General features: G+C 66.8%; 29 protein-coding genes, 1 tRNA gene and 1 pseudogene. 19 read left to right on the forward strand and 12 right to left on the reverse strand.

What is annotated here, in order from left to right; genetic code table 11:
* Positions 1-6: 6 nt before the first annotated feature.
* Entirely contained in the window at positions 7-399 is a 393-nt protein-coding gene (locus tag AC1PLS_RS18570) for an Arc family DNA-binding protein (RefSeq protein ID WP_481103966.1), read from the reverse strand.
* 404 nt (positions 400-803) lie between these two features.
* Between AC1PLS_RS18570 and AC1PLS_RS18575 the strand changes: the two genes are divergently transcribed.
* The 12 genes from AC1PLS_RS18575 to AC1PLS_RS18630 all read left to right on the forward strand — a co-directional run bounded on the left by AC1PLS_RS18575 (position 804) and on the right by AC1PLS_RS18630 (position 5,085).
* Complete coding sequence (locus AC1PLS_RS18575) at positions 804-953, forward strand: Arc family DNA-binding protein (RefSeq protein WP_481104520.1); 150 nt, start codon at positions 804-806, stop codon at positions 951-953.
* A complete protein-coding gene (locus tag AC1PLS_RS18580) occupies positions 950-1,708 on the forward strand; it encodes a phage antirepressor KilAC domain-containing protein (RefSeq protein ID WP_481103967.1) in 759 nt (252 codons plus the stop codon). The genes AC1PLS_RS18575 and AC1PLS_RS18580 overlap by 4 nt, the downstream gene beginning before the upstream one ends.
* Positions 1,705-1,887, forward strand: coding sequence for a hypothetical protein (locus AC1PLS_RS18585; protein WP_481103968.1), 183 nt, complete (start codon positions 1,705-1,707; stop codon positions 1,885-1,887). Before AC1PLS_RS18580 ends, AC1PLS_RS18585 begins: the two co-directional genes overlap by 4 nt.
* A complete protein-coding gene (locus AC1PLS_RS18590; RefSeq protein WP_481103969.1) occupies positions 1,880-2,152 on the forward strand; it encodes a hypothetical protein in 273 nt (90 codons plus the stop codon). Before AC1PLS_RS18585 ends, AC1PLS_RS18590 begins: the two co-directional genes overlap by 8 nt.
* 10 nt (positions 2,153-2,162) lie before the next feature.
* The gene (locus tag AC1PLS_RS18595) at positions 2,163-2,564 is read left to right on the forward strand and encodes a hypothetical protein (protein ID WP_481103970.1); all 402 of its coding nucleotides are present in this window, start codon (positions 2,163-2,165) and stop codon (positions 2,562-2,564) included.
* Positions 2,561-2,938 (forward strand): hypothetical protein, encoded by a 378-nt coding sequence (locus AC1PLS_RS18600; RefSeq protein WP_481103971.1) that lies wholly within the window; start codon positions 2,561-2,563, stop codon positions 2,936-2,938. The genes AC1PLS_RS18595 and AC1PLS_RS18600 overlap by 4 nt, the downstream gene beginning before the upstream one ends.
* A complete protein-coding gene (locus AC1PLS_RS18605; RefSeq protein ID WP_481103972.1) occupies positions 2,935-3,351 on the forward strand; it encodes a hypothetical protein in 417 nt (138 codons plus the stop codon). Before AC1PLS_RS18600 ends, AC1PLS_RS18605 begins: the two co-directional genes overlap by 4 nt.
* Positions 3,348-3,779 carry a hypothetical protein gene (locus AC1PLS_RS18610; protein WP_481103973.1) on the forward strand — a complete coding sequence of 144 codons (432 nt, stop codon included), beginning with the start codon at positions 3,348-3,350 and terminating at the stop codon, positions 3,777-3,779. Before AC1PLS_RS18605 ends, AC1PLS_RS18610 begins: the two co-directional genes overlap by 4 nt.
* Positions 3,776-3,967, forward strand: coding sequence for a hypothetical protein (locus AC1PLS_RS18615; RefSeq protein WP_481103974.1), 192 nt, complete (start codon positions 3,776-3,778; stop codon positions 3,965-3,967). Before AC1PLS_RS18610 ends, AC1PLS_RS18615 begins: the two co-directional genes overlap by 4 nt.
* Positions 3,957-4,319, forward strand: coding sequence for a hypothetical protein (locus AC1PLS_RS18620; RefSeq protein WP_481103975.1), 363 nt, complete (start codon positions 3,957-3,959; stop codon positions 4,317-4,319). The genes AC1PLS_RS18615 and AC1PLS_RS18620 overlap by 11 nt, the downstream gene beginning before the upstream one ends.
* Positions 4,316-4,690 (forward strand): hypothetical protein, encoded by a 375-nt coding sequence (locus AC1PLS_RS18625; RefSeq protein WP_481103976.1) that lies wholly within the window; start codon positions 4,316-4,318, stop codon positions 4,688-4,690. Before AC1PLS_RS18620 ends, AC1PLS_RS18625 begins: the two co-directional genes overlap by 4 nt.
* Before the next feature lie 146 nt (positions 4,691-4,836).
* Positions 4,837-5,085 (forward strand): helix-turn-helix transcriptional regulator, encoded by a 249-nt coding sequence (locus AC1PLS_RS18630; RefSeq protein ID WP_481103977.1) that lies wholly within the window; start codon positions 4,837-4,839, stop codon positions 5,083-5,085.
* Between the two features lie 51 nt (positions 5,086-5,136).
* Here the strand turns inward: AC1PLS_RS18630 and AC1PLS_RS18635 are convergent.
* The 4 genes and pseudogenes from AC1PLS_RS18635 to dtd form a co-directional block, all read right to left on the reverse strand.
* A tRNA-Ile gene (locus tag AC1PLS_RS18635) sits at positions 5,137-5,212 on the reverse strand.
* 289 nt (positions 5,213-5,501) lie between these two features.
* Positions 5,502-5,815, reverse strand: a pseudogene (locus tag AC1PLS_RS18640) (hypothetical protein).
* A gap of 186 nt (positions 5,816-6,001) precedes the next feature.
* The gene (gene rpoD, locus AC1PLS_RS18645; protein ID WP_016902493.1) at positions 6,002-7,876 is read right to left on the reverse strand and encodes an RNA polymerase sigma factor RpoD; all 1,875 of its coding nucleotides are present in this window, start codon (positions 7,874-7,876) and stop codon (positions 6,002-6,004) included.
* 107 nt (positions 7,877-7,983) lie between these two features.
* The gene (dtd, locus tag AC1PLS_RS18650; RefSeq protein WP_184433178.1) at positions 7,984-8,424 is read right to left on the reverse strand and encodes a D-aminoacyl-tRNA deacylase; all 441 of its coding nucleotides are present in this window, start codon (positions 8,422-8,424) and stop codon (positions 7,984-7,986) included.
* On the opposite strand from dtd, the gene AC1PLS_RS18655 reads away from it, so the two are divergent.
* Complete coding sequence (locus tag AC1PLS_RS18655) at positions 8,423-9,439, forward strand: lauroyl acyltransferase (RefSeq protein WP_184433176.1); 1,017 nt, start codon at positions 8,423-8,425, stop codon at positions 9,437-9,439. The genes dtd and AC1PLS_RS18655 overlap by 2 nt on opposite strands.
* A gap of 54 nt (positions 9,440-9,493) precedes the next feature.
* Here the strand turns inward: AC1PLS_RS18655 and AC1PLS_RS18660 are convergent, their stop codons facing one another.
* Positions 9,494-10,015, reverse strand: coding sequence for a GNAT family N-acetyltransferase (locus AC1PLS_RS18660; protein WP_016902496.1), 522 nt, complete (start codon positions 10,013-10,015; stop codon positions 9,494-9,496).
* Between the two features lie 244 nt (positions 10,016-10,259).
* On the opposite strand from AC1PLS_RS18660, the gene ribA reads away from it, so the two are divergent.
* The 3 genes from ribA to AC1PLS_RS18675 all read left to right on the forward strand — a co-directional run bounded on the left by ribA (position 10,260) and on the right by AC1PLS_RS18675 (position 13,510).
* A complete protein-coding gene (ribA, locus tag AC1PLS_RS18665; RefSeq protein ID WP_054591098.1) occupies positions 10,260-11,393 on the forward strand; it encodes a GTP cyclohydrolase II RibA in 1,134 nt (377 codons plus the stop codon).
* A gap of 138 nt (positions 11,394-11,531) precedes the next feature.
* A complete protein-coding gene (locus AC1PLS_RS18670; protein WP_184434329.1) occupies positions 11,532-12,008 on the forward strand; it encodes a PH domain-containing protein in 477 nt (158 codons plus the stop codon).
* Complete coding sequence (locus AC1PLS_RS18675) at positions 12,005-13,510, forward strand: PH domain-containing protein (protein WP_184433173.1); 1,506 nt, start codon at positions 12,005-12,007, stop codon at positions 13,508-13,510. Before AC1PLS_RS18670 ends, AC1PLS_RS18675 begins: the two co-directional genes overlap by 4 nt.
* Positions 13,511-13,596: 86 nt before the next feature.
* On the opposite strand, the gene AC1PLS_RS18680 is transcribed toward AC1PLS_RS18675, so the two are convergent.
* Positions 13,597-14,655: a CDP-glycerol glycerophosphotransferase family protein gene (locus tag AC1PLS_RS18680; protein ID WP_184433170.1), complete on the reverse strand. Its 1,059-nt coding sequence runs from the start codon at positions 14,653-14,655 to the stop codon at positions 13,597-13,599.
* Between AC1PLS_RS18680 and AC1PLS_RS18685 the strand changes: the two genes are divergently transcribed.
* Entirely contained in the window at positions 14,656-15,480 is an 825-nt protein-coding gene (locus tag AC1PLS_RS18685) for a glycosyltransferase family 2 protein (RefSeq protein ID WP_184433167.1), read from the forward strand.
* Positions 15,481-15,602: 122 nt separating this feature from the next.
* Here the strand turns inward: AC1PLS_RS18685 and AC1PLS_RS18690 are convergent, their stop codons facing one another.
* The 5 genes from AC1PLS_RS18690 to def form a co-directional block, all read right to left on the reverse strand.
* Positions 15,603-16,880 carry an O-antigen ligase family protein gene (locus tag AC1PLS_RS18690; RefSeq protein ID WP_126966527.1) on the reverse strand — a complete coding sequence of 426 codons (1,278 nt, stop codon included), beginning with the start codon at positions 16,878-16,880 and terminating at the stop codon, positions 15,603-15,605.
* A 153-nt stretch (positions 16,881-17,033) separates the two neighbouring features.
* On the reverse strand, positions 17,034-18,755 hold the full coding sequence (locus tag AC1PLS_RS18695) for an ArnT family glycosyltransferase (RefSeq protein WP_184433164.1): 1,722 nt from the start codon (positions 18,753-18,755) through the stop codon (positions 17,034-17,036).
* Between the two features lie 48 nt (positions 18,756-18,803).
* On the reverse strand, positions 18,804-20,114 hold the full coding sequence (gene rsmB / locus AC1PLS_RS18700) for a 16S rRNA (cytosine(967)-C(5))-methyltransferase RsmB (RefSeq protein ID WP_184433161.1): 1,311 nt from the start codon (positions 20,112-20,114) through the stop codon (positions 18,804-18,806).
* The gene (gene fmt, locus AC1PLS_RS18705) at positions 20,114-21,037 is read right to left on the reverse strand and encodes a methionyl-tRNA formyltransferase (protein ID WP_047124865.1); all 924 of its coding nucleotides are present in this window, start codon (positions 21,035-21,037) and stop codon (positions 20,114-20,116) included. The genes rsmB and fmt overlap by 1 nt, the downstream gene beginning before the upstream one ends.
* A gap of 297 nt (positions 21,038-21,334) precedes the next feature.
* Entirely contained in the window at positions 21,335-21,847 is a 513-nt protein-coding gene (gene def / locus AC1PLS_RS18710) for a peptide deformylase (protein ID WP_046344678.1), read from the reverse strand.
* 131 nt (positions 21,848-21,978) lie between these two features.
* Here def and AC1PLS_RS18715 point away from each other — a divergent pair, with 131 nt between their 5' ends.
* Both AC1PLS_RS18715 and dprA read left to right on the forward strand, forming a co-directional pair.
* Complete coding sequence (locus AC1PLS_RS18715; RefSeq protein ID WP_481103978.1) at positions 21,979-23,115, forward strand: LysM peptidoglycan-binding domain-containing protein; 1,137 nt, start codon at positions 21,979-21,981, stop codon at positions 23,113-23,115.
* Positions 23,116-23,186: 71 nt separating this feature from the next.
* Positions 23,187-24,323 (forward strand): DNA-processing protein DprA, encoded by a 1,137-nt coding sequence (gene dprA / locus AC1PLS_RS18720; RefSeq protein ID WP_481092085.1) that lies wholly within the window; start codon positions 23,187-23,189, stop codon positions 24,321-24,323.
* The last annotated feature ends 38 nt before the right edge of the window (positions 24,324-24,361 follow it).

Consider the following 24,361-nt stretch of genomic DNA (forward strand, 5'->3'; position numbering starts at 1 on the left):
GCCCGATCAGCGCTCGCCCTTGGGTGAAGGCTGGTCGTTAGGCGGCTCTGTGACGAAGGCATGCTCGCCCTGCTTCGCTATCAGCAGTCGGCTGCCCATCAGCTTCATCACTTCGCTGGTCAGCGCCTTGATCTCCTGTTTCTGCTCCGCGGTCGTGTCTTCGTTCAAGACGCGCGACAGCGATAGCGCCAAGAACCCCGCAAGGTCGAGCGCGTCACCGGAGATGCCCAAGTCATTGATGCCGAAGCTGCGTTCGAGGCGCGCGACGATTTCTGCATTCATCGATCGACCCGACCCGCTCGCGGCAGATTCCAGTCGCTCCCGAAGCTCGGGCTGCATGCGCAGGCCGAACGGGTTGATCGCAGCTGTCGACGGCCTGGTTTCTGTCTTCTTTGCCATAGCTACATGATGAAGCTAAAAAACACTTGACACCATAGGCACATGATGTAACTAATTACATCATGTAGTCGCCAACCGACTTGGAGACGAAATGCACAGCAACGCCAGCACCCCGGTCAGGACCAAGGACACCAACCCATTTGGCCTTCGTATGGAGCCCGCTGTCCGCGCGGGGGTCCAGGCGAAAGCAGATGAGCTGGAGCGCAGTCTTAACTGGACTATCAACCACCTATTGAAGCAGGCACTCACCCGAAAGGAACTCGGCCCGTAACAGACCTGGTGACCATCGACGTCGACAGAGCCGTCACCACCACGCCTCGTTCGAGCCGTTGGGCTTTCATCCTCCCGTGCGTTAAGCACCGTACTTGATAGGACAAACCGTCATGGCACGCCTCGACCCACAGATGGCACTCCGCCTCCCGAAGGACCTTAAAGATTGGGTCGCCGCGGAAGCGCAGCGCAACGCCAGCAGTCAGAACAGCGAGGTCGTCCGAGCGCTTCGTGAGCGACAGGAGCGGCTGGCTGCTGCCCAACGACAGGAACCCACCCCGTGACACAAATCATCCCGTTTCAGTTCCAGAGCATCACCATTCGCGCTGTGCAGATTGACGGCGCCCCGTGGTTCGTAGGCAAGGACATTGCCGAGGCGTTGGGCTATGCCGATACCGTCAACGCACTTAAGCAGCATGCCAAGGGGGTGGCGAAACACCACCCCATCCTCGATGCCCTCGGCCGAACGCAGCAGGTCCGCATCATCAGTGAGCCGGACATGTACAGACTGGTTGCCGGCAGCAGATTGCCGGAAGCCGAGAAGTTCGAACGCTGGGTGTTCGAGGACGTGCTGCCGACGATCCGTAAGACCGGCGGCTATGGCTGGCCCACGGATGCCATGGCCGTCCTCTCAGACCCAGCGGCGATGCGCGGCCTGCTGCTGACATACACCGAGAAGGTGATAGAGCTGCAACACACCGTCGAGGAGCAGGCGCCGAAGGCTGCTTTTCACGATCAGGTCGTGCAGAGCGATCACAACCACGAGTTGGGCGAGGCGGCAAAGCTGATCGGCACCGGCCGCACGCGACTGGCGCGCTGGATGCGCGAACACCGATGGATCAACCGTCACGGTGAGCCCTATCAGGACAAGATCGAAGCCGGTTTGCTCGACCTCAAATACAGCAGGCCCTGGACGCATCCGGAGAAAGGGCAAATGCGCTCAGTGACCACGATGGTCACCGGAAAGGGCCTGGCCAAGCTGCAGCGGCTGCTATCTGCGGCTACGCCGGACATGTTCACCGGGCCGGTGCTGGCATGAGCACCCGCCTTCGCATCGCCTGGTTGGCGCTGGCCGTGATTAGCGCCTGGGTGCTCCCGATGCGCTGCATCGAGATCCACACCGCGCGGGTCGCACGTGAGGCGCAAGCCGGGCCCGACCGCCCCATCCCACCCGAGCCGACCTTCCGTCTGGCGCAAGGAGACATCAAGCATGAGTAACCCCCAGACCCCGGCGTTCAGACCGGTGGAAATGTACGCGCCCGCCGGCACCACGATCTTCATTGGTGACGGGGTGCAGGTCCAAGTTCGAGCGGCCTACCGCGGTCGCACGAAGCTGCACATCTACGCGCCGGAAGGCGTGGATATCGATCGCGTCGTGAATTTCAAGCCGGAGCATCTTCCGAAGACCGAAAACAACGACGACCCGAGCGCGCCAACGCCCGAGCCGTCCGCCAATCAGTCCCCAGCATCCGCGAAGATTTAGGAGAACAACAATGGCGAGCAGCAGTGTAGCCCCGATTGATAGACGTAGCGAGGCCGCGCCGCCGGCCGGCCTAGCTACCCATGCGTCTGTGCTGTTCCCGTTGCCGGAGGGCAACTACGCGCACGTGCTGGTTCGCGACAACCTTAACGCGCCGAACTTCATGGTAGGCGATGTGCTGCTCGCCAACCTCAGCAACACTTCGTGTAGGTGGGATGGCACGTACGTGGTGCAGATCGGCGATCAGCAGCTGGTCCGCTGGGTCCAGTGGGTGCCTGATACCGCCGATTGCAGAAGAGGCTCTTTCCGCATCTTCTGCATGAGCATGCCGGACTCGGGGTTTTTTGTGAGCCGGGAGCAGTTGGTCGTGCTGGCGTCGATCGAAGCGCACGCGCAAGCCAGGAGGGTCGCATGAACTCGACCCAAGCAGTAGCCCACCGCGTCCCCAAGAGCTTGCTCACTAGTGACAACTGCATGGTGGTGCCGAACGATTGGGCATATAGCTACGGCACTCCCGAAACGACGTTCGCTGCAGGTGAGCTGCTAATCGTCGATCTCACAGCCTGTCCGCAGCCTGGCCAGGTCGTCATCATGTGCCGAGCGGGTCGCAAACCATTCGGCAGGTTGTGCCATGTCGGGGCTGCATCTGCACTCCCCCGTGGCCGATGGACGATCGCGGTACTGGATGCTGATCAGGAAACTCTTCATGGTTTTCGGCTCTGCGAATACGAGTGGTTCGGCGTTGTGACAGGCCGCGTGCTGTCGTCGGCTCCGGAGGAGGAAGCATGATGGCTCAGGTGATCGCATTCCCAAGCTCACGCATCGTGCGCTCGCCAGAAGAGCGCGAGCAGTCCCCGCGCGTATTGCAGTTGGTGGCGGCACTGGAGCAACGCCCGGACCTTCTGCAGCGGCTGGAGCAACGCAGGCAAGAGCTTAGAGCGGCCTCAGGCAATGAGACGGCTACAGGCAGCGGGGAGTGGCGTCGCCATTCGATGCGCCTGGCAGTGCTGATCGTGGACCGCGCCCTGAGTCGGGGCAAGAACCTGGAACAGCTGGCAGCGCGGGCCATTGAGAGGCCGCCGAGCGAGCAGGTGGAAGACCAGATGATTGACTTCACCGTGCAGCAGGTCGACCGCGAGGTGCGCCGGCGCATCAGGAAGGCCAACGCTGCGACAAGCAACATCCGGGGAAATCCCGCATGACCACCCAAACGACACCGAACTGCGCTCAGCCGCGAATGCGCATCGCATCGGCGATGCTACAGAACAACTTGAGGTGCCTTGTGTCCAATGAATTGATCGCCGAGCTACGGTCTGCTGCAGCAACGCTGCGTACGCCGCACCCGGCCTCCGCGCACGAGCAAGAGATCACAGCCGAGCTGCTGGAGCGCGCGGCGCGCGTGCTTGCCGACCACGCCAATAGCGAGCCGAACTTGAGCCGCAACGCAGTACCGTCCGAGCCAGGCACGTACCGCCTGTCCTGTGCTGAGACTGGCTACCGCTCGCTGGTTGTGCACGTCCGCCGCAATGAGGCGGGCGTGCTGGTCGCCAGTGCTGCCGGCGTGGGAACGGAGACGGTAACCGCGATGCACCGAAAGCTCACGCAGGTGCACTGGGAGGAGGTGCGATGAAGGGTTTGCTGCCTTGGACGCTGGGCGCTCTATTCGGTGCGGGTGCAGCTGTTCTAGCCGTGGGCGCAATTGCCGAAGCGCTGGAAGCCGGGCGCGCGCGTGAGTGCGATGCCCTGGGGCGGACGATGTTGGGTAAGCAGGCATATACCTGCCAGCGGATGAGCGAAGGAGCCGGGCATGGCAACTGATACTCAGGCACTGGTGGCGCAGACCGCGCTCAACCGCATGTTCCGCTCCCCGTTCTTCAGCATCTGCGAAATCGACCACGTCGCGAGGATGCTGGAAATCCATCCCGAGCGGCACGCTTACAATCAGCTGCGCGCATTGCACTGCGTTCACTGGAACGAGATGCCCGAAGCGCTACGCCAGCAGATTCCCGCTCTGGTGCACCAAGCGTTGGGCGACGGTTTCCAATCCCATCAGATGACTATGGGTCGACCACAGCAGCCGGCGCTGCCAGTCCTTATTCCGACGAGTGTAGGTGGGCTCCACCAGCGCACACGCTCGTTTTTGGGTCGCATTTTCGGGGGGTCTTCATGAGCAACACCTACTACGTTGCAAAGCTGCTGGTCGTCGGATCGAAGCGTCAACTGCGCCTCCAGCGCGCGCGCATTCTCCTTGCAAACCCGCAGTTCCGTGGCGGAGCTTGGGAGGTGGTAGGCGATGGTTTGTGGCACCTCTGTGGCTGGACGCTATGCGAAACGACGGCGAAGCAGCTGGCTTCCACGCTGGAGAGCGTGGCCGCCGATGGTGACGCTCTGCCCGGCCACGTAGCGCTGTTCACCAAGTGGCCAGTTGACGTGTCAGCCTGGCCGGCCACCAGGCTGAGCGATGCGATCAGCGACTTGCACCTCCCGCCCAAGGAGTTCGCCCCACCTATCGGACTCAGGGAGGGGAAGCGTGTGCACTGATTGGATGATCTGGCGCGTTACCTCGCGCAACTGGACGGGCTGCCCGACTGAGCGGCAGCACCGGCTGACCGGCAAGTATCAGCACGTTCGCTACAACGAAACCGGCAAGTGGGTCGATGGCCGACTGCCTTATCTGGGGAGTTCAAATGTGGGTGGTTCCGATGGACGTTGATGCAGCCGACCGCGACGAGTTCGCGCCGCTCGCGCGGGCGATAAAAATCTCCGGCCTGGGCAAGAGCACCATTTACCGCGGCGTGCGCGAAAAGTGGTTCCCGGCGCCGGTGAAAGTCGGCCGCAAGAGCCTGTGGCCGGTGTCGCGCCTGCACGCCTGGGTCAGGCGAACGATCGAACGGAGCGATGCCGCATCCAGCGCGCCGGAAGTAGGCACGGAGTAGGCACCGGAGTGTGTTGGAGGGGGAATGCGGAGCCGCAACCCCCTGTTTTTATGGTGGGCCCACCAGGATTCGAACCTGGAACCAAAGGATTATGAGTCCTCTGCTCTAACCGTTGAGCTATAGGCCCGGCAGGGTGGGTGGCGAGATGCGGGGCATGTCGGACCGTCCAGCTGAGGCGAAAGTTTACCTGTCCGCGCGCGTCGCTGTCTGCTGACATCAGGCATCGATGAGGAGAAGCGCCCGCACCCACCCGTGCCCGTGCATGCCCACAAAAAAGCCCGGCGCAAGCCGGGCTTCTAAATTTGTAGGCGATGACCGCGCCTTGCGCACCATTTGCGGTAGGTGATCCGGTGCTACAAGCACCTCAGCAATCATCACCTCAGCAATCCCGAATCCCCACTCCCCAATCCCGGCTACTAAGCCACCTCAAGCTGCGCATCGACCAATTGCCGGCCTGCACGGAATCCCTGCGCGATGGCTTCCTGGTAGGTCTCCCATCCCTGTTCCCGGCCACCGATGCGTGGCTGGCGTTTGCCGCCCAGTGCATACACGTCGACCCACAGCGTCCACCTGGCGCCCGGGGACGCCTGCTCGGTGCGTACGCGAATCTCGTGCTCGCGGTATGTGGTGGTTTCAAAGCGGCTTTGCCTGCTCATACGACGGCCTCGTTCCATTCGTCCATCAACTTAGAAGCCACGGCTAGAACGTCACGTGAGTCAGGCAGAAACACGGGCTTTATGTTGCGCCGCTGTCTGGCTTCGTCGCCGGGGCGTGAATGTCGCCTGCGCCATCCCCGGCGCGTTGGTGCTTCGGCGACGTCCACCCGGGCAAGCATAGCTCGCGGCATGCCCCACAACGCAACAGCCCCGCATGTGCGGGGCTGTTGTGTGATCACTGCACCGATACGGCTACCGGATCAGTCGATGTCCAGGAACGAGCGCAGCTGTTCCGAACGGCTCGGGTGACGCAGTTTGCGCAACGCCTTGGCCTCTATCTGACGAATCCGCTCGCGGGTGACGTCGAACTGCTTGCCCACTTCTTCCAGCGTGTGATCGGTATTCATGTCGATACCGAAGCGCATCCGCAGCACCTTGGCCTCGCGCGGGGTCAGCCCTGCCAACACGTCCCGCACCGTCTCGGAGAGATTGATGTTGGTGGTGTTGTCGATCGGGGACTCCACGTTGGTGTCCTCGATGAAGTCGCCCAGATGCGAATCCTCGTCGTCGCCGATCGGGGTTTCCATCGAGATCGGCTCCTTGGCGATCTTCATTACCTTGCGGATCTTGTCCTCGGGCATGTCCATTTCCTTGGCCAGCTCCTCCGGCGTAGCCTCGCGGCCGAACTGCTGGAGCATCTGGCGGGAAATGCGGTTCAACTTGTTGATCGTTTCGATCATGTGCACCGGAATACGGATGGTGCGCGCCTGATCGGCGATCGAACGGGTGATGGCCTGACGGATCCACCACGTCGCATACGTCGAGAACTTGTAACCGCGGCGGTATTCGAACTTGTCCACGGCCTTCATCAGGCCGATGTTGCCTTCCTGGATCAGGTCGAGGAACTGCAGGCCGCGGTTGGTGTACTTCTTGGCGATGGAGATGACCAGGCGCAGGTTGGCCTCGACCATTTCCTTCTTGGCCTTGCGTGCCTTGGCTTCGCCATAGGCCATCGCGCGGCTGATCTCCTTGATCTCGCCCAGGGTCAGGTAGTTGGCCTTCTCCATCTCGATCGAGCCCTGCTGCTCGGAGACGATCTGGTCCTTGACGTCGCGCAGCGCCGACGACCACTTCTGCTTGCGCTTGAGTGCGTCTTCCACCCATTCCAGGTTGGTCTGGTTGCCTTCCCAGGAGCGGATGAAATCCTTGCGCGGCATGCGTGCCACGGTGGTGGCCAGGTGCAGCACCTTGCGCTCGTGATCCTTGATGCCGTTGACCACGCCACGCAGCTGGGTGACCAGCGCATCGGTCAGCGGCAGCGGCAGCTTGAGCGTGGTGAAGATGGCGGCCATGTCTTCGCGCGCCTTGACCACCAGCTTGTGCTCGGCGCCGTTCTTGGCATAGATCTTCTTGAACTTGGCGTATTCGTTGGCCAGGTTCTCCATGCGCGTGGCCACTTCCACCGGGTCCGGACCGGTCGGGCCGGCCTCTTCCTCGGCAGCGTCGTCATCGCCGTCTTCGTCGTCGTCTTCATCGACCGCGTCTTCGTCCACGGCGACCGGGCCGGCGGCGGCCAGCGCAGCAGCGGCGGCGTCGGCTTCTTCGATCAGGTCGTTGAAACCGACCACGATCTCGGCCAGACGCTTCTTGCCTTCCTTGTGCGCTTCGTAATCGGCCAACAGCATTTCGGTCGACAGCGGGAACACGCCCAGCGCTGCCTGGACCTGGCTCAGGCCTTCTTCGATACGCTTGGCGATGGCGATTTCGCCTTCGCGGGTCAGCAGCTCGACCGTACCCATTTCGCGCATGTACATGCGCACCGGGTCGGTGGTGCGGCCACCTTCGGTGTCGAGCGCGGTCAGCGCGGCGGCAGCTTCTTCGGCTGCGGTGTCGTCAACCTCGCGGTTGCCGGTGTTGCCATCGTTGAGCAACAGGGTTTCAGCATCGGGGGCAACTTCATGGACATCGATGCCCATGCCGTTGATCATGCTGATGATGTCTTCGATCTGCTCCGGGTCGACCAGGTCGTCGGGCAGGTGGTCATTGACTTCGGCGTAGGTCAGATAGCCCTGTTCCAGGCCCTTGCTGATCAGTAGCTTGATGTCGGATTGCTGGGCAGGACGTTCGTTGGCCATGAGTGCTCGCGCCACCGGCTTTGAGATTGGAAAGAGGACCTAGCATTATACCAGCGTGAAGCCCGGTCTGCCGGATTCAAGACAGGACCGCTGGTGGACGTGGGTTTCTAGGGTCTGAGAAGGAAGGTCACCGGGCCATCGTTGACCAGGTCGACAACCATATGGGCACCAAAGCGCCCGGTTTCCACCCCGCCGCGATGTTTTTGCCGGCAGATCGCCACCAATTGATTGAACGCCCGTTCAGCCTCCAACGGCGGCGCGGCCGTGCTGAAGCCGGGGCGATTGCCGGAACTGGTGTCTGCGGCCAGGGTGAACTGGCTGACCAGCAGCAGGCCGCCGCCGGTGTCGGTGAGTGAGCGGTTCATCTTGCCGGCGTCGTCGGCAAACACGCGGTAGCCGAGCAGGCGCTCGGCCAGGCGCCGGATCTGCGCGTCGCTGTCGCCGGGTTCGACCCCGACCAGAGCCAGCAGCCCGGGACCGATCTGCCCGATGGTCTGCGCATTGACCGTGACGGCGGCGCGGGTGACACGTTGGATCAGCGCAAGCATGAGCACTCTCCGGCAGCAAACTGTGCCGCGCAGCATGCCCAGCACGGTTGGCACTGTCACGCGCGGGTCATCGCCGGCCGCGCTGTTTAGAATTGCGCGGATGAAACCCGATGTTCGCGCTCGCCTGCTCTACGCCACCGCCGCCACCGTGGGCCGCCTGCCGTGGCCGTTGCTCAAACGTGTGGCCGACGCGCTGGCCTGGAGCTGGCGCAAGCTCAATGCGCGCGAGGCGCGCGTGGCACGCCGCAACCTGGAACTGGCGTACCCGGAACTGGATGCCGGCCAGCGCGCGCAGCTGCATGCGCAGGTGCTGCAGTCGACCGCGCGGCAGACGCTGGAGGTCTTGCGCACCTGGACCCGCCCGCCAGCCGAGAACCTGGCGCGGCTGCAACGCAATGGCCAGGCGCTCTACGACGCCGCGCTGGCTTCCGGGCGTGGTGTCATCGTGGCCGCGCCGCACTTCGGCAACTGGGAGCTGCTCAACCAGTGGCTGTCCGAACGCGGGCCGATCGCCATCGTGTATCGCCCGCCGGAATCGGACGCGGTGGACGGTTTCCTGCAACTGGCACGCGGCGGCGACAACGTGCGCCAGGTGCGTGCCGAAGGCCCGGCGGTGCGGCAGTTGTTCAAGGTGCTCAAGGACGGTGGCGCGGTCGGCATCCTGCCCGACCAGCAGCCGAAAATGGGCGACGGCGTGTTTGCGCCGTTCTTCGGCATCCCCGCCCTGACCATGACCTTGGTCAACCGACTGGCCGAGCGCACCGGCGCGATCGTGCTGTATGGCTGGTGCGAACGGGCCGGCGGCGACCTGCAATTCGCGTTGCATGTGCAGCCGGCCGACCCGGCAGTGGCCGACGCCGACCCGGTGCGCGCGGCCAGCGCGCTCAACGCGGGCATCGAACAAATCGCCCGGCGCGACCCGGCGCAATACCAGTGGACCTACAAGCGCTACACGCTGCGCCCGCCGGGCAGCGGCGAGCCCAATCCGTATGCGACCGAGCGGCATCCGCACTGACGCCGGCTGGCTGAAGACGGAGCCGCTCGCACACAGCGCGGCGGCGGCAGCGGCTCAATCGTCGTGCGGATCGGCCGGCGTGGCGAGGATGCGCTGATAGAACGCCAGGTCCAGCCAACGGCCGAACTTGAAACCGGCCTCGCGCACGGTGCCGGCATGGGTGAAGCCGAACTGTTCGTGCAGGGCGATGCTGGCCTGATTGCTGGCATCGATGCCGCCGACCAGCACATGCACGCCGCGCTGTTCCGCCGCCGCGATCACGCCCTGCAACAGCAGGCGTCCAAGCCCCTTGCCGCGATGGTCGCGGTGCACGTAGATCGAATGCTCCACGCTGTACTTGAACGCCGGCCAGGCGCGGAAGGTGCCGTAACTGGCGAACCCCATCAGGCTGCCGTCGGCAGCTTCCACCCCGATCACCGGAAAGCCGCCCGCGCGCTTGGTCGCAAACCAGCCGACCATGCTCTCCGGTGGCCGCGGCTTGTAGTCGTACAACGCGGTCGAGTTGGCGATGGCGTCGTTGAAGATCTCCAGGATGGCGCTGGCGTGGCGGTCTTCGCTGCAGTCGATGAGAGACATGGGGTCCGGTGCGGGCAGAGGGTCTTGGGATTAAAAGCCATTGCCGGGCGATGAACAACGCAGCTGGCATGCAACCAATCCACGCCTGCCGCGCAACTCAAACGGCGGGCGCTGGATGCAGCGTTCCACCCGGCCGTGGCGACTGGCGCTTGCGAACCACGCGACAATGGCCGCACGCGGCAGGCAACAGCCGCGGCGGCGTCCGCCTTGAAGCGGCCGTGGCAATCCCCATCTGGAGTCGTGCATGAGCAGCCCCGTCCCCTCCCCCAGCGCACAGGCCTTCGGTGATCCGGCGGCGATCCGTTGCGAGCGCGCCGCCTCCGAGCTGCGCGCCGGCCGCCCGGTGCTGCTGACGGCGGCCAACGGGCAGGCGCGCGCGGTGCTGGCGCTGGACAGCAGCACCGCGCAGTCGTACGCGGCCTTCGCGCGTGCGGCGCAGGGGCGGCACTATCTGTTCGTCACCCCGACCCGCGCCCAGGTGCTGGGCCTGAGCGCGCCGCAGGGCGCACGCGTGGCGCTGGTCGAACACGACTACGACCAGCTCGCTGCCCTGGCCTACCTGCGCGACACCCCGGTACCGACGCAATGGACCCCGGGCGATGCGCTGGATGCCGGCGCGGTGGAAATCGCGCGGCTGGGCCTGCTGCTGCCGGCGATGCTGGCCGTGGAACTGCACGGCGCGGATGACCACGCCGCCTTTGCCGGTTGCCAGTCGCTGGCACTGGACGATCTGGGCAGCGGCTGCGCCAAATCCGCCGCGGCCGGCTACGAGTTGGTCACCCGCACGCCGGTGCCGTTGCGCGGGCTGGGGATGAGCGAGTTCGTGGTGTTTCGCGGCGGGGTGGCGCAGCGCGACCAGGTGGCGATCGTGGTCGGCCAGCCCGACCTGTCGGCGGCAGTGCCGGTACGCGTGCATTCCTCCTGCCTGACCGGCGATCTGTTCGGTTCGCTCAAATGCGATTGCGGCGACCAGCTGCGGCATGGCCTGGCCAAGCTGAAGGAACTCGGCGGCGGCGTGCTGCTGTATCTGGATCAGGAAGGCCGCGGCACCGGCATCGCCGCCAAGATGCGCGCGTACGGCTACCAGCATGCCGGCCTGGATACCATCGATGCCGACGCGCAACTGGGCTTCGGCCCGGACGAGCGCCGCTACGGCAGTGCGGTGGCGATGCTGCGCGGTCTGGGCATCGGCCGGATCCGGCTGCTGACCAACAATCCCGCCAAGGCCGAGCGCCTGCGTGCGGCCGGCATCGCGGTGGAAGACCGCATCCCGGTGACCGGCGACATCACTCCGGAGAACGAGCAGTACCTGCGCACCAAGGCCGCGCGTGCCGGGCATGCGCTGGATGTGGATGCGCTGATTCTGGCCGCGCAGTAAGCGCCGCTGCGCCGGATGCGCCCGCCCGCGGCGCCCGGCTATGCTTGCGCACCGCTCCTGCAGGCCAACCTTGTGCACGACGCTCCACCGCCGCACCCCGAGGTCATCGTCGCTGCCGCGCCGGAACAGGCTCCGGCGGTGGACCACACCCAGTGGCAACCGCTACCGCAACGCGGTGCGTATGTGGCCGGCGTCAACGGCGCGCTGGGCGGCGGATGTGTCGGGCTGATCGCCGCCGGCGTGACCGTCACCGTGCTGCACGCCTGGCATGACTGGCCGGTGGTGCTGGGCGTGACCGTGGTGGCCGCGCTGCTGGGTGCGTGGTTCGCGGTCAAACGGCATCGGCTCACCCACTGGAAACTCGACCAGCACGGCCTGGCGCTGCAACGCGGCCATCTCTGGCAGAGCGACACGCGCATCCCGATTTCGCGCGTGCAGCACGTGGACCTGCGCCGCGGCCCGATCGAACGCGCCACCCGGCTGACCACGCTGGTGGTGCATACCGCCGGCAGCCGGCTCAACGCGGTGGCCTTGTCCGGCCTGGATCAGGGCGATGCCGAACGCCTGCGCGACCGCCTCGCCCGCCAGCTCGATCACGACGACGACGCGCTGTGAGCGCCATCGAACACCCCGGCCAAGACGAGCAGCGCCTGCATCCGCTGTCGTGGGTGTTCGTGTTGTTGCAGCAGATCCGCCAGTTCCTGATTCCGCTGGCGGCCTTGGTGCTGTTCGGCAGCCGCGATGGCAGCCGCGACTCGGCCGACCACATCGCCACCGGCGTGGTGATGGCAGTGCTGGTGGCAATCTCGGTGCTGCGCTATTTCACCTATCGCTACCGCATCGGCACCGATGGGGTGGCGATCCGCAGCGGGCTGCTGGAACGCAGCCGGCGCGATATCCCGTTCGCGCGCATCCATAACGTGGTGGTGCATCAATCGCTGCTGCACCGGCTGGCCGGCGTGGCCGAGGTGCGCCTGGAATCGGCCGGCGGCCACAAGCCCGAAGCGGAAATGCGCGTGCTGCGGCTGGACCAGGCACTGGCGCTGGAAGACCTGATCCGTCGCCGCACGCATGACGCCGATGCCAGCACGCCGCAGATCGAGACCGACAGCAACACGCTACTGCGTCTGCCGCTGGGCGAAGTGATCCGGCTGGGGCTGATCTCCAATCGCGGCATGGTGGTGGTGGCTGCCAGCTTCGGCGTGATCTACCAGATGATTCCGCGCCGCACCGTGTCCAACTTCGTCGAACACAACGGCGAGCTGGCCTACCGCTACGTCAGCCAGATCCATCCGGGGGCGGCAGTGACCGCCGCGTTGGTGGTGCTCGGCGCCCTGGCCGTATTGGTCGCAATGCGCGCGCTATCGGTGGCGCTGGCGGTGGCGCAGTACCACGGCTTTCATCTTAGCCAATCCGAGCGCCGCCTCACCGTGGAGCGCGGCCTGCTGACGCGCATCCGCAGCAGCGTGGCGCTGCGGCGCATCCAGTCGTGGACGCTGTACGAAAGCCGCCTGCATCGCCTGTTCGGCCGTCGCCAGTTGCGGGTGGAGACTGCAGTGGCCGGCAGCGCCGACCGCGAAGGCAGCGCATTGAAGGAGCTTGCGCCGATTGCCGACCCGCAGCGCTGCGATGCCTTGTTGCAACGCCTGCTGCCGGGGATCGCCTGGCCGCCGGCACAGTGGCAGGCGATCGCCACGCATTGCTGGTGGCGATTGAGTCTGCCCACGCTGCTGTTGCTGCTGCCGCTGGTGATCGGCCTGGCCTGGCAGTTCGGCAACCAGGCGGCGTGGTTGCTGCTGTGGTTGCCGTGGAGCGCATTCAAGGCGCATCGCCAGGTGCACCGCATGGGCTACGCGGTGGATGCACGGTTTGTCGCCGTGCGCGGCGGCTGGTGGAAACGCTGGTGGCGGCTGGCCGAGCTGGACAAGCTGCAGGCGCTGCAACTGCAACGCTCGCCGCTGGACCGTCTGTCCGGCACCGCAACGCTGTGGCTGGACACTGCCGGCGCCAGCGCGGCCGGCCCGGGGTTGCGGCTGCGCTTTGTGCCGTTGGCGCAGGCGCAGGCGCTGCAGGCGCAGTTGGGTGCCGCGTTGGCGCGACGCAAGCTGCGTTGGTGATTGGGAATCGGGATTGGGAAGTCGGGATTCGGGATTGGGTGAAGTGCTGATTGGCAGCGGTCTCGTCGATGCGCAACTCGCAGTGATCAGCGTTGTACCGGGCCCCAGTATCCGAGTTCGCGGCGGATCTGCAGGCCTCGCCACACTGCGCCCAGCGGCTTGCGCCGCAGTGGGCCGAGCTTGCCGGCGATGAAGTCCTCGGTCGCTGCGATCACCCGCTCCGACGACTGCCCGTCGCGGTACGGGTGGATCGCATCGGCATAACGGGCGAGTGCATTACGCAGCAACGCATCCGGCGCCAGCGCGCGCGCCAGCTGCTGCGGCAATTGCCCGGGCTGCTGGAAGTCCAGCATATGCGGCTGCGGCACGCGGTTGCGGAAGGTCACCACCGGTTTGTGCTGCACCACAAACTCGGACACGATCGACGAGGTATCCGACACCAGCACATCGGCCGCACGCTGCGCGGCCATCACTTCTTCGGGTTCGACAAAGCGGGCATGCGGCCCGGCCAGCGCGCGATAGCGATCGAACAGCTCCGGCGCGCACTTCGGATGCAGCGTCAGCAGCCAGTAATGCGCACCGCGTGCGATATCGGCGGCGATCTCGTCGTAGAGCGCGGGCGCAGCGCTCAAGCGCTCGGTAAACGTGGAGCCGAACAGGATCACCGGGCGCCCGTTGGCGGGCGCGCGCAGTGCAGCGCTGCGGCCGCCATCGTCGCGGAACACCGGGTCGAGCTTGGGCCAGCCGGTTTCGACCACGGCAAAATGCCCTTCGCGCTCGGCAAGCGCGCGAAACGGCGCCGTGGTGGCCGGGCCCTGCGTGCAATACAGATCGAACAATCCGCGCACGCGGAAGTGCCCGCGGTTGTCTTCGCGTTTCTGCACGTTGAACCCATGGAACAGCTGCACCTTGGCGCCCGCAATGAACGGCGGCACCCAGTTGGCCGCGCTGAACACCGCACGCGGACGCAACGCCAGCGCCTCGCGCAGGCCGACCTCGCGCACGTCCGGCAACACCAGCCCGCGTGCACCGCCCTCGAACCACGCCGACACGGCGTGCCCGCGGGCCTGTAATGCCTGCGCCAATGGCGCCAGAATAGGCAACGCGTAACGCTCCGTTGCGAACAGCAGGTATTGAGCCATCACATGTCCTCTTCGACCGCACCCGACGAACGGCCGCGCATCAGCGCCTGCATTATCGCGTTCAACGAGGCCGATCGCCTACGCGACTGCCTGCGCTCGCTGGCGTTCTGCGACGAGATCTTGGTGGTGGACTCCGGCTCCACCGACGCCACCGTGACGCTGGCCACCGCGCACGGCGCACGCGTCCTGCAGCGCGCCTTCGATGGCTACCGCAGCCAGAAGGCGTTCTGCGTTGCGCAGGCCAGCCACGACTGGGTGCTGTGCCTGGACGCCGACGAACGCGTCAGCGATGCCCTGCGGGCGTCGATCGTTGCCGCGCGCGATGGCGGCTTTGCCGGTGCGGCAGGTTATCGCTTCGCACGGCTGTCGGATTATTTCGGCCGGTTCCTGCGCCATGGCAATGCCTATCCGGATCGGGTGCTGCGCTTGTTCGATCGACGCCGCGGCGGCTGGCGCGGCAAGCGCGAGATCCACGAGGCGGCCAGTGTCGACGGTGCAGTGGTGACCCTGGCCGGCGATCTGATCCACTATCCGTACCGCTCGCTGGCGCAGCAACTGGCCAAGACCCAGCGCTATGCGCAGATGATGGCCGAGCACGAGCATGCGCGCGGCAAGCGCGCGACCTGGAGCAAGCTGGTGCTGGCGCCGGCCTGGCGCTTCTGGCGCGGCTACCTGCTGCGCGGCGGGTTTCGCGATGGCTGGCACGGGTTGATCTATGCCTACGTGCGCGCCAACTACGTGCGCCAGAAGACCATCATGCTGTGGCTGCTGCAGCACAACCAGCCGGTGCAGGACCCGCCGCGTGCGGACGAGCGGCGCGGCGACTGAGAGCGGCCAGCAACACGACTGCGTTCGCCGCTACGTCGGCGCAAGACGCGCTCGAAGCCGGCAGTCCACCACGTCAATTCCGGTGACGCGCGAATAACCCATCGCCACCGCAAGCCCGCTTGCTAGACCTTGTCGGCCGCTCGAGCCGGGAACTCCTGCGCCTGACGCGCTGCCAGCCCGACCAGCACACCGACCATCGCCGTATAGAAGCTGGCCGACACCTGGTGCGCAAACATCGACTGGGTCAGTCCGCACAGCGCATAGCTCACCACGATCATCACCCCGGCCGCGGCCGGTCCGCGGAACTGGCGCTGGCCGCTGCGGCGATGCAGCCGCGCGAAGACCCATAACGGCACCCCGTAGACCGCAAACAGCAGCAACAGGCCCGGCACGCCCTGGGTGGCGCCCCACTCGGCCAGATCGTTGTGCGCATGGCCCAGATGGCAGCGCAGCAGCCAGGTGTCGCCGGCGCACACCGGCAGCTCGCGCATCGCATCGTCGAAGCGCCCGACGCCGATGCCGGTGAGCGGATGCGCGCGCAAGGTGTCCCAGGCCACATGCAGGCGCTCGATCCGGGCACCGGCGGACGAGTCGCTGTCGCCGACCTCGTAGCGCTGCAGGTCGCTCTGCAACTCGCCCAGGCGCATCTGCTGGGTCAACGCCGGCACGCTGAGCACCACGCCTACCGCCAGCACCGCACTGCCGACGAAGGTCAGCAAGCGCATGCGTGCGCTCTGCCAGGGCGCGCCCCAGATCAGCACGCCCAAGGTCACCAGCAGCGACAACCACACCCCGCGGCTGCCGCTGAGCACGATCACCACCACCGTGGCGATGGCCGCGCCCACCAGCCAGCGCACCTTGCCAGGCGGGCGGCAGAACACCGCCACTACCAGCAACATCAGCGCGATATCGGCAAATACAATCGCATTGGTCCAGCCTTCCGCGCGGTCGGCACCGTTCATCACCTGCAGCATGGCGATCAACATTGCCGCGAACACGCCGGCCAGCGCGCCACGCCATAGCCAGACCTGGCGCGGCCGCAGTGCGTACGCCCACACCGCCGCCCACGGCAGCACCAGAAAGCGCGAGCGGTTGTCGACATCGCGCAGCCCGTGTTCGAACAGCACGATCGACAACAGCGACATCGCGATCACCGCCGCGGCCAACCACCCCAGCGCACGCAGCGACCAGGGGCGCATGGCAACGCCTGCGCGCAGGCTGCGCCACCCCACCAGCGAGCCAAGCAACAGGCACAGCCCGAACGGCAGCAACCCGCTCGGCATGCTGACCACCAAGGCGGTCAACGCGAAAACGCCCAGTTCGGCAATGCCCACACCTGCAGGTGATGCGATGGGGGCCGACGAGGAAAGCGCAGCGGGCTGGGTGGGCAAGGAATTCATTCAGACATCGGTGGCAAGTGGGGGTGACATCGGGCAACACGCGTCAGCGACGCCGGCCAAGCTAACGATGCCCCGCATGAATCCATGCTAGACAGCGGCCGGCGACGGCATTGACGGGCCGCCGATCGCGGCAGACACCTGCGCTGCGCCGGCTCATTCGGTGTCCAGGTTGCCCTGCTCCTGCGCTTCCACTGCCCGCTGCTCGGAGCTCGCCACGCAGCTCCCGTGCACGGCATCGGCCGGCACCAGCCACCAGCGACGGCGGTTGGCCACCCCCACCATCTGGCTGCGGCTGCGGTCCACGCAGGCCAGCAGCGCGGTCTCCTGCGCCATCAGCCAACGTCGATCGGGACGCTCTGCCTGCCAGGCCACCGCGCGCTGCAGCTGTTGTTCCCACGGCACCTTGAAGCCGAAGGTCTGCGCGGGGCGGTCGGCCATCAGCAGGTTCTGCTCTTTCCAGGCCACCAGCCCGAGCTGCGCGTCCGGGCCGATCCGGCGCCCGGCCTCGCGCATCACCGCGCCCGCCGAACTGGAGTCGTTGAAGATCGGATAGCAGACCAGGCCGAACGCCACCCACCACGCGCCCAGCAGCGATGCAGCGGCAAACGCGGAGCGGCGCACCCGCAGCAGCAACAGGCTGGCCACGCCCCACAGACCGACTGCCAGCAGCAGCCAGCCGAGCGGGTCGGTGGCCTCGCTGCCGACCCCGCGGCTGTCCATGATCTTCTGCTCGAAGCCCGGGTGCCCGATCAGCATCGCCGCGCCGCCGGCAGCGAAGGCCACCGTCAGCAGCAGCACGAATCCGAACAGCAGCCGCTGCACCCCGGCGCGACGCAGCAGGCCTGCCGCCAGCGGCGCCAGCGCCAGGCAGAACATCGGCAGCGCCGGCAGGATGTACACATCGCGCTTGCCGCTGGGAATGGTGAAGAACACCAGCACCAGCAGCCACCAGGCCAGCGGCAACAGATAGCGCGCATCGCGTCGCTTGAGCCGGCGCCACCAGGCCGGGATCGCCCAGGGCAGCACCAGGATGGTCGGCAGCCACATCGTGGCCATGCCCTTGAAGTGGTACCAGACCGGCTGCGCGTGATCCCAGGAATTGGCATAGCGCTTGGCGGTCTGGCGCAGCAGGATGTCGTTGAGATAGACGCGGTACTCGGGCTGACCGGCAGTCAGCGCGGTCACCATCATCGGCACGAACCACAGCAGGATCGCGACGAAGAAGAACAGCGGCCCCAGCCAGAAACGCCGATCGCGCACATGCACGCGCACGCCCGGCCAGCCGCGCGCCGCCGCGATGCCGGCCGGGATCAGCATCAGCAGGGCGATGATGCCGACCCCCTTGGTGATCACACCCAGCCCGGCGGCAAACCAGCCCAGCGTCCACCAGCGCCAGGCCGGCCCCAGCAGCAGATGGCGCAGCAACCCGTAATTGGCCAGGGTGATCCAGAACACCACCAGCGGATCGATCTGCGCCTTCTTGGCCTGGAAGGTGAAGTGCAGCGTGAACAACAGCATCCACGCCGCATACGCGCCCACGCGCCGGGTCCACAGGCGCCGCCCCAGGTCGTACACGCAGGCCAGCGTGCCCAGCGCCGCCAGCAGCGACGGCAGCAGGAACGCCACCCGCCAGTTGCCCAGCAGCGTGTAGAACAGCGCCTGCAGCCACATCAGCATCGGCGGCTTGTCCGAGTACAGCTCGTTGCCGCGATGCGGGAACAGCCAGTCGCCGCTCATCACCATCTGCTTGGCGACCAGTGCAAACCGCGGCTCGTCCGACGGCCAGGGGTCGCGCAGTCCCAGGCCGGCACCGATCACCAGAACGGCGGTGATGGCCAGCAGCCAGAAATCCTTGGAAGCACGAGTCTTGAGCATGACGGGCGGCAGTGGATGCACAGGTGGAGCGCCGGGATCGGCGCGCGGTTAGGACGCTTTTAGCAAAAGCGCGTAGAAAAAACCGTCGCAGTGCTGCTCGCCGGGAAAACGCTGGCGTCCGGCACCTGCCGCATGACCGAATTGCGCACCCAGCGGCTGCGCCTGCGCATCGGCAGTGCGTTGCAGGAATGCCTGCACCTGCGCCTGGTTCTCGCGCGCCAGCAGGGAACAGGTGGTGTAGAGCAGCTGCCCGCCCGGCCGCAGCGTGCGCCAGGTGGCGTCGAGCAGACGCGCCTGCAACGCACACAAGGCGTCGATATCGTCGGCACGGCGATGCAGCAGCACGTCGGGCTGACGGCGCACCACGCCGGTGGCCGAACACGGCGCATCCAGCAGCACCGCATCGAACGGCTGGCCGTCCCACCATGCGGCGGTATCGGCGGCGTCAGCGGTGTGCAAGGTCACCTGTGCGGCCGGCACGGTGCGCTGCAAGGTCTGCTGCACCCGCTGCAGCCGGCGCGCATCCACATCCAGCGCGGTGAGCTGCAGGCCAGGATGACGTTCCAGCAGATGCGCGGCCTTGCCGCCGGGCGCCGCGCAGGCATCGAGCACGCGTGCCGACGGCGCCAGCGCCAGCGCATCGGCAACCTGCTGGGCAGAGCCGTCCTGCACCGAGACATCGCCGTCGGCAAAGCCGGGCAACTGGCTCACCGGCACCGCCCCGTGCAGACGCACCGCATCCGGCAACAGCGCATCCGTGTCCGCGCCGATGCCCAGCGCGGCCAGCCGGGCCACATAGCCGGCCGGGTCGATCCGCGAGCGCTGCACGCGCAGCCACATCGGCGCCATCTGCGCGCTTGCCACGAAGATGCGTTCGGCCTGCTCGCCCCAATCGGCGCGCAGTTGCTTGCGCAGCCAGGACGGCCAGCCCGCATCGGCGGACACCGCTGGAAACCCCTCGCGCTGGGCGCGCCGCAGGATCGCGTTGACCATGCCGGCCTGCCGCGGCCGGCCCAGCGCGCGGCACGCGTCCACGGTGGCCGACAAGGCCGCATGCGCGGGCAGCTGCAGCACGTCGAGCTGGGCGAAGCCGGCCATCAGCAGCGCTTTCAGTTCCGCATCGCGCGGCGGCAACGGGCGTTCCAGCCACTGCCGCAATGCCACGTCATAGGCCGGGCGGCGGCGCAGCACCGCAAAGCAGATCGCCTCCACCAGCGCGCGGTCGCGTGGATCATCAAGACCGGGCAAGGTCGCGGCCAGTTCGGCCTTGAGCGAGCGGCCCTGGTCGAACACCGCCGTCAGCACCCGTGCTGCGGCCAGACGCGAGCCGACGCCGGCGGTTGCGGTCTCTGCCGACATCAGCGCAGCGCCGGCAGGTCGCGGCGCGCGTTGAGGTAGTCGGCAGCGGTGATCGCCTTGCCGCCCTCGCGCTGCAGCACGCGCACCCGCAGCGCGCCCTGCCCGCAGGCGATGTCGATGCCCTGCTTGCTGGCGGCGAGCAGGGTGCCCGGCGCCTGCTGATGGGCCAGCTCCAGCGCCACCGCACCATGCAGGCGCACGCGCTCGCCGGCCAGGACCGCCTCGGCCACCGGCCATGGATTGAACGCGCGTACCCGCCGTGCCAGCTCCTGCGCCGGCTGGGTCCAGTCCAGCCGCGCCTGCGTCTTGTCCAGCTTGTGCGCATAGGTCACGCCTTCGGCCGGCTGCGGCTGCGCCACCGGGCGGATGCCGGCACGCAGCAGGCCCAGGCCATCGGCCAGCACCTGCGCGCCCAGCGCGGCCAGGCGGTCGTGCAGCTGCCCGCCGGTTTCCTGCTCGCCGATGGCCAGCCGCTGCGACAGCAGCACCGGGCCGGTATCCAGTCCGGCTTCCATCTGCATCAGGCAGACGCCGGTTTCGGTATCGCCGGCCTCGATCGCGCGCTGGATCGGCGCGGCGCCACGCCAGCGCGGCAGCAACGAGGCATGCACGTTCCAGCAGCCATGGGTCGGCGCGGCCAGCACCGCCTTGGGCAGGATCAGGCCGTAGGCCACCACCACCATCAGATCGGCATTGAGCGCGCGCAGCGCGGCCAGTGCCTCCGGCGAGCGCAGCGTCTGCGGCTGGAAGACCGGGATGCCGCGCGCAATCGCCTCCAGCTTGACCGGCGACGGCGTCAACCCGCGGCCACGGCCGGCAGGCCGATCCGGCTGGGTGTAGACCGCCACCACTTCATGCCGCTGCGCGGCTGCGCGCAACGAGGCGACGGCAAAATCCGGCGTACCGGCGAATACGATTCTCATAGGGCGGGGATTCGGGAGTGGGGATTTGTGAGTGGCAGTAGCGGGGAATGGGGATTCGGGCATCGGGATTCGCAGCAGGGGGCTTGGGCAACAGCGCAGTGGCTGGCCAATCCACATCCCCAATCCCGACGTGTCGCTCCATCCGTGTACGCGGAGCGCGCGCAGCGACGGCCTGCGCCATCGCTTTAATCACGCGCGATAGCGCCGCGCCCGGCGATTGGGATGGGGACCAACGGATCCGGCAAGCCAGAAAACCCGCTTCACCAATCCCCAATCCCAACTCCCCAATCCCTGCCCTCAGGCCACGTGCTTACGCTGCTTGGCCAGTTTCTTGCGCACCATTTCGCGCTTGAGCGGCGACAGGTAATCGACGAACAACTTGCCGTCCAGATGGTCCATCTCGTGCTGGATGCACACCGCCAGCAGGCCGTCGGTGCTCAGTTCCTGCGCGTTGCCCTGGCGGTCGAGATAGCGCACGGTGATCGCATCGGCGCGGGCGACGTCGGCATAGATGCCGGGTACCGACAGGCAGCCTTCCTGGTAGACCTGCTCGCCCTGCCTGCTCACGATCTCCGGGTTGATGAACACCTGCGGGAGCGTCTTCTCCTCGCTGACGTCGATCACCATGAAACGCTTGTGCACGTCCACCTGACTGGCGGCCAGGCCGATGCCGGGCGCCTCGTACATGGTCTGGAACATGTCGTCGAGCAGGGTCTGGAATGCCGGGCTGGTGAGCTCGGCAGCGTCGACCGGCACGGCCTTGGTGCGCAGCCGCGGATCGGGGAATTCGAGAATAGGGAGCAAAGCCATGGGATTACCCGTCTGGGAACACCGGCGCTGCGCCGGCAAGACGCTGTCATTCTAGCGCAATGCTTGCGTGACGCCCCGGTTTCTGGACTATAGTGCGCAGACCTGTTGGGGAATCAGGCAAGAAGGCACTCATGTTGAACCGACTTCGTACGGTCGTCGCTGCGGCGATGCTGACCGTCGCGACCTACGCTGCCGCGCAAGCGGTGGGCGAGCATCCAGAGACTTACGTGGTCCGCAAGGGCGATACCCTGTGGGACATCGCTGGACGTTTCCTGCAAAAACCCTGGTTGTGGCCGGAAATCTGGCAGGCCAACCCGCAGATCCAGAATCCGCACCTGATCTATCCCGGTGACGTGATCAGCCTGGCCTACCTGGATCGCGTCGCCAAGGGCACCGTCCAGCCCGGTCCGCGCCAGGAAGCGCCGATCAATGCGATTCCGCTGGCCGATGTCGAGCCGTTCCTGAAGAACCTGCGCGTCACCGACGACTTCGACCAGCTGCCGTATGTGGTGGGCCTGGAAGGCGGCCGCACGCGCGCCACCACCGGCCAGGTGGCCTATGTGGTCGGCCTGGACGATGCACAGCCGGGCCAGCGTTTTGCGGTGGTACGCCCGACGGTGAAGTTCAGCCTGCCCAAGCACAACGAAGACCTCGATGCGGCCGGCAACATCACCGCAGGCGCCGGCAACATCTGGGAGAACTACATCGCGCCGAGCACGCGCCGCGAGTTCCTCGGCTACGAACTGGCACAGGTCAACGTCGGCACCATCACGCGCAGCGCGGCGGGCGGCAACTCCAAGGCGGCCACCCTGCTGCTGCAGGACAGCGGCCGCGAAGTACGCGCCGGCGATCGCATCGTCGCCGTCGAGGCGCAGCCCTACGACCTGCAGTTCATCCCGCATCCGCCGTCGGAACAGGCCCTGCAGACCGAATTGCGGGTACTGGCCATCTCCGATGCCTTCACCGTCGGCGGCACCCGCGACGTGATCGCCATCTCCGGCGGTGCCCGCGAAGGCATCAACAACGGCACGGTGTTCTCGATCTGGCGCAAGGGCCGCACGGTCAGCGACCGCGTCAAGCACTCGCGCTTCTCGCGGACCGACGACGACTTCAGCGGCCCGGCCGGCTCCACCGTCGGCCTGCCCGACGAATACGCCTCGCACGCGATGGTGTTCCGTACCTTCGACAAGGTCAGCTATGCGCTGGTGATGGAAAGCGTCAAGCCGACCGGCCTGGGCTACTTCGTCAAGCATCCCGACGCGCAGTAAGCGAAAATTCCGATGCGGTAATACGACGGCGCCTGAGGGCGCCGTCGGCGTTTGCGGTTCAGGCTGGACGCATGGCCCTCCCCACTTCCGACCTGCGCGCACTCCTGACCCTGCTCCTGGCGGGCGGCCGTAGCCCGCCGCGCCATGCGCTGCTGGACTGCTTCGCCAGCCCGGCCGAGCTACTGGCGGCCGGGCCCGAGGCCTGGCTTGCCGCCGGCTGCGACGAGTTGCAGGCGGCACGGCTGCAGACCCCCGATGCGCGCTCGCTGGACGCCGCCCTGCAGTGGTGCGAGCAGCCCGGCCATCACCTGATCGGCCTGAACGATCCCGACTACCCCGCCCTGCTGCGCCACATCGTCAATCCGCCGCTGGCCCTGTTCGTGGACGGCGACCCGAACGCGCTCTGGCACCCGGGCGTAGCCGTGGTCGGCAGCCGCTCCGCCACCGCCGGCGGCCGCGACCACACCCGCGCGTTCGCCTCCGGCCTGGCAGGCGCCGGGCTGGCCATCGTCAGCGGCATGGCCGCCGGCGTGGACGCGATCGCACACGAGGCCGCGCTTGCCCGTGCCGGGGCCATCACCGTGGCGGTGGTGGGCACCGGCGCGGATGTGGCCTACCCGGCAAATCACCACTCCCTGCGCGATCGCATCGCCGCGCGTGGCGCGGTGGTCAGCGAATACCTGCCCGGCACCGGGCCGGTCGCGGGGCACTTCCCGGCCCGCAACCGGATCATCGCCGGGCTGGCCCTGGGCACCCTGGTGGTGGAAGCGGCCATGCGCTCGGGCGCGCTGATCACCGCGCGGCTGGCGGCGGAGGCCGGGCGCGAGGTGTTCGCCCTGCCCGGCTCGCTGCACAATCCGCTCGCGCGGGGCTGCCATCACCTGATCCGGCAGGGCGCCACCCTGGCCCAGGAGCCGGCCCAGGTCATCGACGGCCTGCGCCTGCTGTCGGGCGAACTGGCAAGCGCCTTGCGCCAGCGCCTGGCCGCCCCCACTGATCAGGCCAGGACACCGCCGCAAGCCGGCCCGGCGCGCCCGGATCCGGACTACCAGCGCTTGTGGCAGGCGCTGGGCCATGACCCAACCCCTATGGATTCCCTGGTCGAACGCACCGGATTGACGGCCGCCGCGCTGTCCTCCATGCTGCTCATCATGGAACTGGAGGGAGACGTGGTCACCGAGCACGGTCGCTATACCCGCAATCCCTAGTTTCTTCACCTCCACAGCGTCGCGCGACGCAGGCCGAG

Source organism: Xanthomonas sp. NCPPB 3218 (genome assembly GCF_056725185.1).